Raw genomic sequence first — 13783 nt, 5'->3', positions numbered from 1 at the left:
GATGGAGGTCGGGCAAAGACCCGGCGGCCCGCTGGAGGTTGCGCGCGATGGAAAGAAGGGCGGTTTCGTTGGATCGGTTCGACGCGGGCGGAATCCGTCCGGCGGAACCCGCCCGTACGCCGCTCTATCATCAGATCTATCTCGTTCTGCGGCAGCGCATCATCGATGGGGAATTCTCGGAAGGCGACCTTCTTCCCGGAGAGTTCGATCTGGCCGAGATGTACGGCGTTTCCCGCATTACTGCGAAGAGGGCTCTGGACGAGCTGGCCAAGGACGGGCTGGTTCGCCGGGAGCGTGGACGGGGCACAACCGTCTCTCATCGACGCGAAGACGGTCCGATGCAGGCCCAGTTCGAGGGACAGTTGGAAGACCTGCTCGCCATGGGTCTGGAGACATCGGTCGACCTGCTGGAATTTGCCTATATGCCCGCATCCGCTGAGGTGGCCTCCGCCTTGGCGTGTTCAGCCGGTGACGAGGTGCAGATGTCGGTTCGCGTGCGCAGTGTACGCGGCGAGCCGTTCTCTCATCTGACGACCTATGTTCCCGGAGATGTCGGACGCAGTTTCGGGGAGCAGGATCTGGCGCAACGCCCGCTTCTGGCACTGCTTGAAAAGTCCGGTGTCCATGTCGATGCGGCGGAACAGACGATCACGGCGACGCTGGCCGATGCTGGTACGGCACGCCGTCTCGACACGACCGTCGGGGCGCCTTTGATCAAGGTGGTGCGGATCGTACAGGACAAGACCGGCCGCCCCGTCGAGTACATCACCGCGCTCTACCGGCCGGATCGCTACCAGTATCACATGAACCTGACGCGCCAGGCCGATGGCAAGGCCCGGGTGTGGTCGCCGAGCCGAACCGGATACCGACTGTCATGAGCACGGTCGCTGCCGGCAATCCGCAAACCCTGGCGCAGAAGATTGTAGCCCGCGCCGCTCAACGCGACTCCGTGGCGCCGGGCGAAATCGTGATCTGTAATGTCGACCTGGCGATGATCCACGATTCCGGCGGTCCGCGCCGCGTGAAGCCGATTCTGGAGCGGCTCGGCGTGACGGTTTGGGACCCGGACCGTGTTGTGGTGGTGTCGGATCACTACGTCCCGGCAGTGGATGCGGACAGCGCGGCCATTCTGAAGCTGACACGGGACTGGGTGAAGGCGCAGGCGATCCGCAAATTCTACGATCAGCAGGGTATCTGTCATGTGGTCCTGCCGGAGCGCGGCAATCTGCGGCCCGGCCTTTTCGTGGTCGGTGGCGACAGCCATTCGCCGACCGGCGGCGCTTTCGGATGTTTTATGTTCGGTGTCGGGGCGACCGACATGGCGGGCGTGCTGGCGACCGGTGAAACCTGGTTGAAAATGCCGGAAACCATTCTGATCCGCTGGTCGGGAACCCTGGCCGATGGTGTCTCGGCAAAGGACATGATGCTGCGCGCCTGCACTCGGCTCGGCATGGATGGCGGTGATTATCAGGTCGTGCAGTATGAGGGCGAGGCCGTTCGCGCCCTGTCCATGACGGAGCGAATGACGCTCAGCAACATGGCGGCCGAGCTGGGCGCGATGACCGGGCTGATCGCACCGGACGGCGTAACGGCGGACTACGTCGTTCAGGCGGGCGGCGAGCCTGTCGACACGGAGTTCTGGCAGCCCGATCCCGGTGCCTCCTATCGGGCGGTCCACGAGTTTGACGGATCGGATCTGGCCCCTCAGGTCGCCGCTCCGCACAGCCCTGCCAATGCCGGCGATGTCGACGCAGTCGCCGACGGAAAGGCGATCGACCAGTGCTACATCGGTGCCTGTACAGGTGCCAAGCTGGAGGACCTTCAGATGGCCGCCCGGGTTCTCAAGGGACGGCAGGTCGCGTCGGGCACCCGACTGATGATTGCGCCGGCTTCGACCCGGATTACCGCCGCAGCGGCGGCCGACGGCACGTTGGCAACGCTGACCGCGGCGGGGGCGATTCTGCTACCGTCGGGCTGCGGCGCCTGCGCGGGGTATGGAGCGGGCGTCCTGGCTGAGGGCGAGCGATGCATGGCATCGACTGCGCGCAACTTTCAGGGCCGAATGGGGGCCCGATCGGCGACCGTGTTTCTGGGCTCCCCCTATACGGTGGCGGCCACTGCGGTTGCAGGTCAGATCGCCGATCCACGTCCCTTCCTGGCGGAGGGGCACACATGATGGGGCGGGTCTGGAAGTTCGGGGATGGCATCGATACCGATCTGTTGGCCCCCGGAGCCTATATGAAGGGGCCTGTCGAGGAACTGGCAAAGCATTGCCTGGAATCCGTCGACCCAAAATTCGCGGCACATGTTGGGCCCGGCGACATCGTTGTGGCGGGCCGCAATTTCGGCATTGGCTCAAGTCGGGAACAGGCGGCCCAGGCACTGAAAATCCTGGGGGTGAGCGCGGTCGTGGCCAGGAGTTTCGGCGGCATCTTTTATCGCAACGCCTTCAATCTTGGGCTGCCGGCGCTGGTCTGTGAGGCAGCCGACAGCATCGAAACCGGTCACGAAATCGAATTGAATCCGGCGGCGGGCAGACTCTTCAACCGGAACACGGAGGCGACCCTGACCTGCGATGCGGTCCCGGCCCATCTGCTGGAGATCGTCGCCCTGGGCGGGCTCGTGCCTTATCTCGAACAACGCTTCCGGAGGACCGGATGACGACGCCGCAACGGAAACTGCGACAGCGCCTGGAAAGCGACGGAATCATCGTAGCGCCCGGCGCCTATGATGCGATGGGGGCGCTGTTCGCGTCTGAGGCGGGGTTCGACACGCTTTACGTATCGGGCGCGTCGATTGCCTATTCCAGGCTGGGCCGTCCCGATATCGGCCTGTTCGGACTGGCGGAACTGACGGATACGGTGGCGCGGCTTTCCGACCGGGTGGACGCCGCGCTGGTCGTCGATGCCGATACCGGCTTTGGCAATGCGCTGAATGTGCAGCAGACCGTTCGCCAGTTGGAGCGGGCCGGGGCCGCGGCAATCCAGCTCGAGGACCAGTCCATGCCCAAGCGGTGCGGGCATTTGGATGGCAAGGCCTTGGTTTCGCAGAAGGAAATGGCGGGAAAGATTGCCGCTGCACTGGATGCAAGGCGCGACCCGGATACGGTGATCGTCGCCCGCACCGATGCCATCGGCGTTGAAGGTCTGAATGCGGCCCTGGACCGGGCCGAAGCCTACACCGAGGCTGGATGCGATGTTCTGTTCATCGAGGCACCGCAGGATGACGGCCAGGTCGCGGCCATCGTCGACCGGTTCCGGGGACGCGTTCCGCTGCTGGCCAATATGGTGGAGGGAGGCAAGACGCCGCTGCGCAGTGCCGAGGAGTTGCAGGCGCAGGGCTACAAGATCGCGATCTTTCCGGGCGGATTGGCCCGCGCCGTCGGCCATACGATGCGCAACTATTTCTCGTCGCTGAAAAGCGCCGGAACCACCGGGCCGTTCCGGGACCGGATGCTGGATTTCAAGGATTTGAACGCGGCCATCGGCACACCCGAAATGCTGGAACGCGGCCGCCGTTATGATGGTGAGGAGACGGAGTGACATGTCCGCTTTGGACCCGGTAACCCTGGCCGTGTTGCGCGGCCGGCTGGAGCAGATCGCGGACGAGATGGATGCGACCCTGTTCCGCAGTGCCTTCAACCCGATCATTGCAGAGGCGCATGACGCCAGCCATGGTCTCTATCATGCGGAAACCGGCGAAACCCTGGTTCAGGGGAAGTCCGGGCTGCCGGTTTTTGTCGGCGCGATGGCCTTCGCGGTAAAGGCGGTGATCGATCGGGCTACGGCACAGGGCGGGCCCCAGCCAGGTGATGTCTGGATTTTCAATGACCCCTATGACGGCGGCACGCATCTGTCGGACTTCAAGCTGGTGCGCCCGTTCTTTCATGACGGAAACCTGTTCTGCTGGCTGGCGTCTGTCGGACACTGGCACGATGTTGGCGGGGCCGTGCCCGGTAACTACAACCCGGCGGCGACCGAATGCTTTCAGGAAGGCATGTTGATTCCGCCGGTCAAGCTGTATGACGCCGGAAGCTACCGTCCGGACATCGTCGCGATCCTGCAGGCCAATTCCCGACTGCCCGGTTCTCTCTACGGTGACCTGAATGGTCAGATCAATGCGCTGGAACTGGGTGAGCGGCGTCTCGCGCTTCTGCTCGACGAGTACGGTGCGCAGACGGTTGCCGATGCGCTGGAGGAACTGAAGACGCGGGCGGCAACCCTGATGCGCGACCTGATCGCCTCCCTGCCGGATGGCCGCTACGAGGCCGAGGATTTTCTGGACAATGACGGTATTGACGATGTCCCGCTGAAGATCGCCCTGGCGATCGAAGTGTCGGGGGGCCGGATGCATCTGGATTTCTCCGGAACCTCCGGGGCTTGTGCCGGACCGGTCAATATCGCGCGGTCGACGGCGATCGCGTCCTGCTATGTCGCCCTGAAGCATGTCTTTCAGGACGTGCCGGCGAATGCCGGCGTGCTGGAGCCCATCGATTTTACCATTCCGGAGGATTGTCTGCTGTCGGTTCAGGCGCCAAAGCCCGTCGGTGGTTATACGGAAACAATCCTGCGGGTCATAGATACGGTCTTCGTCGCCTTGGCGGCTGCAGCGCCGGAGCGGGTGAACGGCTGTGCCTACGGAACGATTAATGCGCTATCCCTGGCGGGCCACCGTAAGGACGGGCGGCGTTGGGTCATGTTCTCCTTCTTTGGTGGCGGGCATGGCGGTCATCCGGAAGGGGACGGCCTGAACCATGGCAACGCGCCGATCTCGACGGCGACGATCCCGCCACTGGAAATCCTCGAATCCGCCTATCCGGTGCGGTTTACGGAATGGGCGTTGCGCCCTGACAGCGGCGGGGCGGGAGAAACCCGGGGAGGCTGCGGCGCGGTCTATGAAATCGAATTGCTGGAAGAGAAAGCCGATGCCTTTCTGTTCGGTGAAAGGGGGCGTTATCGCCCGCCGGGGGTTGTCGGCGGTGGCGCCGCGGCTGCCAACCGGTTCGCCTATCAGGACGGTGACGGATGGCGAGAGCCGCCGATGACGTCGAAGATGCTTGGTATGAAACTGTCCCGGGGTCGACGGGTCCGCCTGGAGACGCCCGGCGGCGGCGGCTACGGCAATCCGCGACAGCGGCCTGCCGAAGCGATCGCACGTGATGTCCGGCTCGGCTATCTCTCGCCCGACGCAGCCCGGCGGGACTATGCCTGCGTGGTCAGCGCCGATGGGGAATACGATGCTGCGGCGACGGAAGCCCTGAGAGCGGAGAGCGGCCGATGACCGGGACAGGTGCGAACCGGACCGTCGTTGGTGTCGATGTCGGGGGAACCTTCACCGATCTGTTCTTTCTGAATGAGGCGGATGGCTCCTGCACCGTTGCCAAGGTGCCCTCGACGCGGGGCGATCAGTCGATCGGAATTCGTGAGGGGATCGGACAGCGCGTCGATAATCTGGCAGCGATCGCAACCATTGTTCATGGGACGACGGTCGGCACCAACGCCCTGCTGGAACGCAAGGGCGCGCGCACCGGCGTGATCACGACCGAGGGCTTTCGCGATGTCCTGGAGATGAGACGCCGCGACCGGCCCAAGACCTGGGGGCTGTGGGGAACCTTCGATCCGGTCGTGCCGCGGGATCTGCGGCTGGAAGTGCCGGAGCGGGTGCTGGCGGACGGCACGGTCCATACGCCGGTCGATGTCGACGCCGTGCAGCGTGCCGCGCAGACGCTGTTGGCCCGCGGCGCGGAATCCGTCTGCCTGTTCTTCATCAACGCCTATGCCAATCCGGCCAATGAGCAGGCGGCGCTGGCGGCGTTGAAGTCGGTCTGGCCGAACGATCATATCAGCGTGGCTTCCGACATCCTGCCGGAGATAAGAGAGTTCGAGCGCGGATCGACGGCATCGCTGAACGCCTATCTCCAACCACCCGTGGGGTCTTACCTCCAGAAGCTGGAGGCAGGGCTGCGTGACGGCGGGTTTGCCGGCGAAGTATTGATCGTTCAGTCCAACGGCGGCGTCATGTCGGTCGACACGGCGCGCCGCCTTCCGGTTCGAACGGCCCTGTCGGGACCGGCCGCGGGGGTTATCGCCGGGGCCTATATCGCCGAAAAGGCGGGCTATCCGAACATCATCACCTGTGACATGGGGGGCACCAGTTTCGATGTGTCCCTGGTGGCCGAGGGACAAAGCGCCCTGGCCGCCCAGACGGAGATCGATTTCGGCATGGTCGTGCGGACGCCGATGATCGAGATCACGACAATCGGGGCCGGTGGCGGGTCCATCGCCCATGTTGACCGGGGCGGCATCCTGCAGGTCGGCCCGGAAAGCGCCGGATCGGATCCGGGGCCTGTCTGTTACGGTCTGGGGAATGACCGACCGACCGTGACCGATGCCAATACGGTGCTGGGCCGGATCGACGCCGCAAGTCCGATCGGCGGCAAGCTGGACCGGCTGGACCTCGATGCCGCGAAGGAAGCGATCCGCAAGCACATTGCCGAACCTTTGGGCATCGATGTGATGGCGGCGGCGGAGGCCATCATCCGCGTTGCCAATGCGCGGATGGCCGGCGCGATCCGGCTGGTATCCGTTGAGCGGGGCCATGATCCGAAGAACTTCGTCGCCATGCCGTTCGGCGGCGGCGGTGCGCTGCATACCGGTGCGCTGATCAAGGAGATCGGCCTCGCCCGTGCGCTGGTGCCGCGCTATCCCGGCGTGACCAGCGCCCTGGGGTGTGTGATCGCCGACATGCGGCACGACCGGGTCGAAACCTTGAACGCGATGTTGGATGAGCTTGACGTCGCGGCGCTGGATCGCCGGATCGTCGGGATCGCAGAGGATAGCGATGCGCTTCTCGACCGGGCCGGTGTCGGGTTCGAGGGGCGCACCTGTCAGGTGGAACTGGACATGCTGTATCTTGGGCAGACCCATACTGTTGCCGTGCCGCTGCCCGTCACTGTGGAGAATGGCAGGGCTGGTATCAGCGCGTCGCTGATCCGAAAGGCTTTCGAGGCGGCTTACAAATCGGCTTTCGGCCGGCTTCTGGATGGCATTCCGATCCGTGTCATGAATCTTCGGGTCGCCTGCATCGGGCTTCGGCCCAAATTCGATCTCTCCATTCTGGCCCCGGCGGCCGGTCTCACGATGGAGGCGGCGAGGACCGGCACGCGCCAGATCTGGGCGGACGGCGCCTGGCACGAGGCGACGGTGTATGACCGACTGGCCCTGCCGGTCGGGGCACAGGTCGAGGGACCGGCGGTTCTGGAACAGGCGGATACGACGATCTTCGTGGAACCGGATCTGCGCGGGCGGGTCGACGATTACGGAAATCTGATCATCGAAAGAAAGGAAGGGACGGCGTGACGGGTTCCGACTGGACGCGGACGGCCCTGCTGCTGGTCGATCTGCAGAACGACTTCATCCATCCTGAAGGAGCCTACGCCCGGGCCGGCGTCGGAGCGAAGGATATCGCGGCGCTGCCGGAACGGCTGCGTCCCTTGACCGAAGCCATGCGCGCTGCGGGTGGCTGGATCGTGTCCACACAGTTCACCCTGGTACCCGGAAAGGGAGGCGAGCCCTTCATCTCCCCCCATCTGAAGAGATTGCGCCCGTTTCTGGAGAAGGGAGATTTCGCGCCGGGCAGTTTCGGCCAGGATCTGGTCGATGAACTGAAGCCGGCCGATCTGTCGGTCGAAAAGGTCGCCTATTCAGCCTTTTACATGTCGCGACTCGAATGGGTTCTGAAGCGTGCGGGGATCGAACACCTGATGATTGCCGGGATCGTGACCAATGGCGGAGTCGCCTCGACGGCGCGCGATGCACATGTCCGGGACTTTCACGTGACGATCCTCAGCGACGGTTGCGCTGCCTTTTCCCGGGAGGTCCACGCCGACAACCTGGCGGGCCTGCGCAGCGTTGGACGTCAGATGACCTGTGCCGAGGCCCTGGCAGAGATCGGGGCAGGCCGGTGACGATTCGCCTGGCGAGCGATGCGAACCCCGCGGTGACCGTACCGATCGTCATTGTCGGAGCCGGTGCCTGCGGACTGGTCGCGGCGCTCCGTGCGGTGGAGGCGGGCGGCGAGGTCCTGGTGCTGGAGCGGGACGCGGTGCCTTCGGGATCGACGGCTCTGTCCTCCGGCATGATTCCGGCCGCTGGAACGGTGCGCCAGAAGGCGCGCGGCGTAACGGATAGTGCCGAAGGGTTTGCAGGCGACATCCAGGGCAAGTCGAAGGGACGCTCCGATCCGGTCATCCTGAAGGCGGTCACCGAAGCATCGGGTAGGACCGTCGACTGGCTGAACGGTATGCCGGAGATCGACCTTCAACTGGTCGAAGGGTTTCTCTATCCGGGCCATTCGGTCATGCGCATGCATGCCCCGCCGGACCGGACGGGGCGCAGCCTGATCGGCATGCTGCACGCGGCGGCCACTGCCCGACAGATCGACATTATGACCGGGGCGACCGTCACGGATCTGTATGCTCGCGATGACGGCCATGTGACCGGCGTGCGGATTGTCCGACCGGACGGCACGGCGGAGGATATCGGCTGCGAGGCCCTGATCCTTGCCTGCAACGGCTTCGGTGGAAATCCGGACATGGTCGCGGAGCACATCCCGGAGATGTCCAGCGCCGACTATTTCGGCCATCCCGGCAATCAGGGCGACGCCGTCACCTGGGGGCTGACCCTGGGCGGTGAAGCCAAGCACATGTCCGCCTATCAGGGGCACGGATCGGTTGCGACCCCACATGGCATCCTGATCACTTGGGCCCTGATGATGGAGGGCGGGATACAGGTGAATGCTGCCGGGCACCGGTTTTCCAACGAGCATGCCGGCTATTCCGAACAGGCGGTTTCCGTGCTGGCGCAACCTGGCGGTGTCGCGTGGAACATTTACGATGCGCGCCGTCATCAACTCGGCCTCGATTTTGACGATTACCGTGCAGCCCTGGCGCAAGGCGCGGTGCGGGAGGCCGATGACATTGCCGGACTGGCGGAAACGATCGGCGTCCCGGTGGAGGCTCTTCGCCGATCCGTGGCTGAAACCGCCCAGCCCGGACCGGATCGCTTCGGTCGTCGCATGGGGCTGCAGGCGCCGCTGGAAGCACCCTTCTATGCGGTGAAGGTTACCGGGGCACTGTTTCATACCCAGGGTGGCTTGCGGGTCGATGCAAATGGCCGTGTTCTTCGACGCGGCACGGATCGTCCGATCGGCAATCTCTATGCCGGGGGCGGGGCGGCCTGCGGTGTCTCGGGGCCCTTTGTCGACGGATACCTGTCCGGAAACGGCCTTCTGACGGCAGTGACCCTGGGGAACCTGGCCGGCAGCCACGCCGCCCGTTCTAGGTAAGAATTCCGCGCAACACTTGCGTTGCGATCTCCATGTCCTCCGCCGTGCCGATGGTGATGCGCAGGCTGTTCGGCTGACCGTAGGGCCCCATGGGACGTAAAAGGACGCCCTCAGCTTTTGCCATGTCGCAGACCGCCGCGGCTGGATGCCGGGCCGTCTCGTGAAAGGTCGTGAAGACGAAATTTGTGTGACTTGGCAGAACGGATACCCCGGGCAGGGCCGACAGCTCGGCGGCGAACCGATCCCGGATATCCGCATTGCGTTGCCGCCGTGCCGCGATCAGTTCCGCCTCCCCGACGGCCGTCACCGCCGCTGCCAGCGACGGGCTGGCGATGCTGCCGGGACGGATGATACGCCGCAATGTCTGCGCAATCCCGGCGGAGGCATGGGCCCAGCCGACGCGCAAGCCGGCCAATCCGTAAATTTTGGAAAAAGTTCTCAGTACAACGGTGTTGTCACCCTGATCGACGAGGGAATCGCCGGCGTCGAAATCGGGATCGATGACATAGTCCGCATAGGCCGCATCGAGCACCAGAAGAATGTCTTCGCGCAGCGCGGCCCGAAAGGCGTGCAGCTCGTTGCGATCAACGATGGTGCCGAGCGGGTTGCTGGGATTGTCCAGAAACACGATCCGTGTCCTTGGTGTGACCGCGGCCAGAATGGCATCCGGGTCGAAGCCGGGCCGGTTTCCGATGACATCCGATCCGGCCAGGGCCGGGGTTCCGCCCGCCGCCCTGGTCGCGATGGCAAAGTAGAGATAGCCCTGGCGGCCGATCAGGGTTTCATCCCCCGTCCCGCAATAACATTGAGCCAACAGTGCGATCAGGTCGCTGGACCCGACGCCGCAGACGATCCGGTCCGGATTCAGGCCGCCGTACCGGCGGGCGATGGCTTCGCGCAATGCGGTTTGCCCAACATCGGGGTAGCGGTTTGCATGGCGGCCGCCTTCGGCGATGGCGGCAAGCACCGCTGGCGACGGGCGTTCGGCGTTCTCGTTATTCGCCAGACCGACGATCCGGGAGACGCCGTCGGCGCCGGAGTCGCCGATGGGAAGGATGGGAAGGCTGGCAATGCTGGCAACTGGGCGGGGCGGCATCGGGACTCTCGACTGATCAGTATCCCCGAAGTCTATGCCGAACCGGCGACCGCGCGATAGCGCTATCCGGTCACGGTATCTGTGCCGAGGGCAGATGCACCTCGTCGTCGGGGCGGCGGAGTCGTTCTCCCTTTCGCAGCATCTTTCCGCACTGCATGGAGATGCCCAGTTCGAGACTGGCGGCGATGCGACCGGCACGGTCTTCGAAGATCTCCGCCGCCGCAGGCGGGCACAGCTCCCGCACCGTTTCGCCGAACAGTTGGAGCCAGCGGTCGAAATGTCGGGCATCCACGGGCAGGAAGGCATGCTTTGCCATGGGCTGCCCGCTGTACCGGCCGCTCATCAGCGTGACCGATGACCAGAAGGCGAACATGCGCTGAAGGTGCGGTTCCCAGTCTGTGATCCGGTCTTCGAAGACGGGGCCCAGCAGGGCGTCCGCGCGAATGCGATCATAGAAGGCACGGACAACGCGTTCGATCAGGGCCTCGTCGATCCCGGCCCGGCTCCCGGCATTCGGGACCGGCTCTTTATGCTGCGCTTCCATGGGCCTCTCTTAAATAAATATCTTAGATGCGTATTTAAGTGAGTCCGCACCGAAGATCAAGTTCGCACGGTCTGGCATTGCGGGAATTGACGAAACATAACGGATTGGTTATTGATCTGTTAAATAACTGTTGAGTTATGAATTCAGATGACCCAGCCCCATGACATGCTCTTCCGCGCACTGTCGGATCCGACCAGACGAGCGATCTTTGAAGATCTTTGTCGGGACGGTGAAATGACGGTGTCCGCCCTGACGGAAAGGGCCGGCATTTCGCAACCAGCTGTGTCCAAGCATCTCGGCATGCTGAAGCAGGCCGGGTTGGTGCGCGACCGTCCGTCCGGTCGCCGGACCCACTACAGCGCGCAGTTGGAGGCACTGGCCCCGCTGACGGACTGGACGGAACAGATGCGCGGCTTCTGGGACCAGCGCCTTGATGCGCTCGACGCGCTGCTGAACAGGATGGACCAGTGACGGATAAAGACACGGAGATGCGCACCGTTGTCGTGGAGCGTGATTTCGCCCATCCCCCGGAAAAGGTCTGGCGGGCCCTGACCCAGCCCCATCTAATCGCGGAATGGCTGGTCCAGAACGATTTCCTGCCGGAAGTCGGACATCGTTTCTCGGCCCGGTTCGACTGGGGCGCCGTCGACTGCCGGGTCCTCGAAATCGAGCCGCCGACCATTCTGTCCTACACCTGGGCCTCCGGTGAACTGGACAGCACGGTGACATGGTATCTGAGCGCGACGGAGACCGGCACCCGCTTGCTGATGGAACAGACCGGCTTCGGACGGGACAAGGGCCAGGCTCGGTTCTATCACGGTGCCCGGGCGGGCTGGCCGCGGTTCCTCGACGCCATGGAAGCTCTCCTCACGCGCCTTGAGGCGCAACCGCCAACCTGAGCCGCACGAGATGGAAGGAATTCGCCAATGACCTGGAACAAATGGGTGCGCCAGATCCACCGCTGGCTGTCGATCGTCTTCACCCTGGCGGTGATCGCCAACCTCGCCATGATGACACAGGGGGAGCCCCCGCTTTGGATCGGTCTGACAGCCCTCGTCCCACTGATCCTGATGCTGTTGTCCGGCCTTTATCTCTTCTTCCTGCCTTACACAGGAAAGGGGCGCCGGGAGACCGCGTCCTAGAATGCGCATCGGGGCAGGCCAGAAGGGTGCGGAGGCGATCCGCGCCGCCCTGGCCTGCCGCTGTCATGGCCCGGAAGCCGGTGTGCAGGGCCGGGTTGACCGGCTAGAGACCCATCCTCTCTGCGCGCAATCGCCGTGACGAAACCATGGGTCTAATTGTTCCACACATCCAGCGGCGGAAGCTCGTCCAGCGATCTGCCCTTCAGGCATGCAGCATATCGATCCGCAGCTGTCGCCCAGCACCTTCTGGCAGCTGCCTCGCCCCGCCTCTTTTTGATCTGTCGGCAGGTGTTGCCGTCCATCTCGTACAGTTCGTCGCACTGGGCGTCACTGGGGCTCTGGGATCCATCGTCCCTCGAATAGTTCTTTATATGTTCTTCTATGGTTTCCTTTTCTTCCGGTGACAGGGATATCCACCAGGCATAGGCGGCGGAGATCGTCATCCCGAAGAAAACGGCAACGTGGTAGACGATGACAGGGACGACCGCCGGCAGCGCCGCATGCTGTTGCCGGTTCTCTCCGGATGGATTTGACGGGGAGGCACCGTCCTTCGCGCCGGGGGGTGAGCCGACCGTTGGCAGGGCCGGGCTGGACGGTCCGGATGACGAACCGGTGTGCGTGGAACGCTCCCGGAGATCAATGATCTCATTCAGTTTGCGCTCGGTTTCACCGCCCGGTGCCATCAGGCTGTCTTTTTGAAGGTCGAAGTCCTTCTGGAAATTCGCAATGCCTTCAAACAGGGGCTCATCGGGATAGGGCGTAATCCCGAAGGCAGGTTCCTGGTAGTATCCGACATCGCGCAGCGCCAGTTTGACGCCGCGGGTGTCGTCCGGCGTGACGCCGTGCCGACGGCTGACCTTGCCGCGAAGACGAAGACGTGCCGTGTTCATTATGCGTGCTCCTTTCCCCTGTCCCGGATCTCCGGACAGCGAGGGAAGCCGGGGCCGAGACAAATCGTGTCGGTTGGGAACCCGCCTCTGCGGGATCCCGTGAAATCCGTCCTGATTGTTCGGGGGTGTTGTCCGCCGCGGGTTGTCGGAGCGCCGATCCTTCAGCCTCCGGCCCTGCGGGCACGCGCCCGTTCCGTATCAACCACCCGGCATGGAACGGTAAGGCACCGGGCTGACCACATATCGCGCAGTTATCCCGAGAACTGAGCGCTCCCGGGGCTGAGTTGGCAATGTGAGTGAGAACAAATAGGGGTTAAATGAAAAACGTCAACCCTGACCCGCGTGATTCCGACACGAACGCGCCATCGGCTTGCGGCGGTCGTCGACATCATGACGGTCGCCGTTGGATAGATTTCATTGGCTTCAGGGTGGGCTTTCCAGGGCTGCCCGGAAAAGCAGTGGCGGAGAGGGTGGGATTCGAACCCACGGTACCCGTGAAGGCACACCTGATTTCGAGTCAGGCCCGTTCGACCACTCCGGCACCTCTCCGCGATAGGGCATGGGGATACCCCGGTCGAAACGCGCGCCTGTCTACACGATGGGCCGCGGGCTGCCAAGTCCCAATCATGGCGGATTTGCGACAGGCGGGGGGCGATGTGAAAAATCCCAGTTTGCCGTTGACTTGCGAGGGGTGATCCGTATATTCCGCGCGTCTCGCAGCCCGGCTTCATCAGGAAACGGGTCGTGGGACATTTTGCGTGACTGC

15 protein-coding genes and 1 tRNA gene are annotated in these 13783 nt (G+C 63.8%); 12 read left to right on the top strand and 4 right to left on the bottom strand.

The window, feature by feature from the left end; translation table 11 throughout:
* The first annotated feature begins 47 nt into the window (after positions 1 to 47).
* Genes R8L07_04150 through R8L07_04115 form a run of 8 tightly spaced genes read left to right on the top strand, consistent with a single transcriptional unit; the run spans position 48 to position 9345 of the window.
* Positions 48 to 878, top strand: coding sequence for a GntR family transcriptional regulator (locus tag R8L07_04150; GenBank protein MDW3204713.1), 831 nt, complete (start codon positions 48 to 50; stop codon positions 876 to 878).
* On the top strand, positions 875 to 2176 hold the full coding sequence (locus tag R8L07_04145; GenBank protein ID MDW3204712.1) for a 3-isopropylmalate dehydratase large subunit: 1302 nt from the start codon (positions 875 to 877) through the stop codon (positions 2174 to 2176). The genes R8L07_04150 and R8L07_04145 overlap by 4 nt, the downstream gene beginning before the upstream one ends.
* Positions 2173 to 2661, top strand: a complete 489-nt coding sequence (locus R8L07_04140) for a 3-isopropylmalate dehydratase (GenBank protein ID MDW3204711.1) — start codon at positions 2173 to 2175, stop codon at positions 2659 to 2661. Before R8L07_04145 ends, R8L07_04140 begins: the two co-directional genes overlap by 4 nt.
* Positions 2658 to 3542 (top strand): oxaloacetate decarboxylase, encoded by an 885-nt coding sequence (locus R8L07_04135; GenBank protein ID MDW3204710.1) that lies wholly within the window; start codon positions 2658 to 2660, stop codon positions 3540 to 3542. The genes R8L07_04140 and R8L07_04135 overlap by 4 nt, the downstream gene beginning before the upstream one ends.
* 1 nt (position 3543) lies before the next feature.
* Complete coding sequence (locus R8L07_04130) at positions 3544 to 5280, top strand: hydantoinase B/oxoprolinase family protein (protein MDW3204709.1); 1737 nt, start codon at positions 3544 to 3546, stop codon at positions 5278 to 5280.
* Positions 5277 to 7358, top strand: coding sequence for a hydantoinase/oxoprolinase family protein (locus R8L07_04125; GenBank protein MDW3204708.1), 2082 nt, complete (start codon positions 5277 to 5279; stop codon positions 7356 to 7358). Before R8L07_04130 ends, R8L07_04125 begins: the two co-directional genes overlap by 4 nt.
* A complete protein-coding gene (locus tag R8L07_04120; GenBank protein ID MDW3204707.1) occupies positions 7355 to 7966 on the top strand; it encodes a cysteine hydrolase in 612 nt (203 codons plus the stop codon). The genes R8L07_04125 and R8L07_04120 overlap by 4 nt, the downstream gene beginning before the upstream one ends.
* Positions 7963 to 9345 carry an FAD-dependent oxidoreductase gene (locus tag R8L07_04115; GenBank protein ID MDW3204706.1) on the top strand — a complete coding sequence of 461 codons (1383 nt, stop codon included), beginning with the start codon at positions 7963 to 7965 and terminating at the stop codon, positions 9343 to 9345. The genes R8L07_04120 and R8L07_04115 overlap by 4 nt, the downstream gene beginning before the upstream one ends.
* Here the strand turns inward: R8L07_04115 and R8L07_04110 are convergent.
* Both R8L07_04110 and R8L07_04105 read right to left on the bottom strand, forming a co-directional pair.
* Entirely contained in the window at positions 9338 to 10441 is a 1104-nt protein-coding gene (locus tag R8L07_04110) for a histidinol-phosphate transaminase (GenBank protein ID MDW3204705.1), read from the bottom strand. The genes R8L07_04115 and R8L07_04110 overlap by 8 nt on opposite strands.
* 70 nt (positions 10442 to 10511) lie before the next feature.
* A complete protein-coding gene (locus R8L07_04105; GenBank protein ID MDW3204704.1) occupies positions 10512 to 10985 on the bottom strand; it encodes a group III truncated hemoglobin in 474 nt (157 codons plus the stop codon).
* A gap of 147 nt (positions 10986 to 11132) precedes the next feature.
* On the opposite strand from R8L07_04105, the gene R8L07_04100 reads away from it, so the two are divergent.
* Genes R8L07_04100 through R8L07_04085 form a run of 4 tightly spaced genes read left to right on the top strand, consistent with a single transcriptional unit; the run spans position 11133 to position 12266 of the window.
* Positions 11133 to 11456, top strand: a complete 324-nt coding sequence (locus R8L07_04100; GenBank protein ID MDW3204703.1) for a metalloregulator ArsR/SmtB family transcription factor — start codon at positions 11133 to 11135, stop codon at positions 11454 to 11456.
* Positions 11453 to 11884: an SRPBCC domain-containing protein gene (locus R8L07_04095; GenBank protein ID MDW3204702.1), complete on the top strand. Its 432-nt coding sequence runs from the start codon at positions 11453 to 11455 to the stop codon at positions 11882 to 11884. The genes R8L07_04100 and R8L07_04095 overlap by 4 nt, the downstream gene beginning before the upstream one ends.
* Before the next feature lie 27 nt (positions 11885 to 11911).
* Complete coding sequence (locus R8L07_04090; protein ID MDW3204701.1) at positions 11912 to 12127, top strand: hypothetical protein; 216 nt, start codon at positions 11912 to 11914, stop codon at positions 12125 to 12127.
* Position 12128: 1 nt separating this feature from the next.
* Positions 12129 to 12266 (top strand): hypothetical protein, encoded by a 138-nt coding sequence (locus R8L07_04085; protein MDW3204700.1) that lies wholly within the window; start codon positions 12129 to 12131, stop codon positions 12264 to 12266.
* A 13-nt stretch (positions 12267 to 12279) separates the two neighbouring features.
* Here the strand turns inward: R8L07_04085 and R8L07_04080 are convergent, their stop codons facing one another.
* Positions 12280 to 13017 (bottom strand): hypothetical protein, encoded by a 738-nt coding sequence (locus tag R8L07_04080; protein MDW3204699.1) that lies wholly within the window; start codon positions 13015 to 13017, stop codon positions 12280 to 12282.
* A gap of 459 nt (positions 13018 to 13476) precedes the next feature.
* Positions 13477 to 13566 (bottom strand) — tRNA-Ser (locus R8L07_04075).
* Positions 13567 to 13783: the final 217 nt, after the last annotated feature.

This window comes from Alphaproteobacteria bacterium, from assembly GCA_033344895.1.
Taxonomy (GTDB): domain Bacteria; phylum Pseudomonadota; class Alphaproteobacteria; order UBA8366; family Aestuariispiraceae; genus Pacificispira.
The sequence above is the reverse complement of the archived record's forward strand: the minus strand, read 5'-3'. Positions and strand labels throughout refer to the sequence as shown.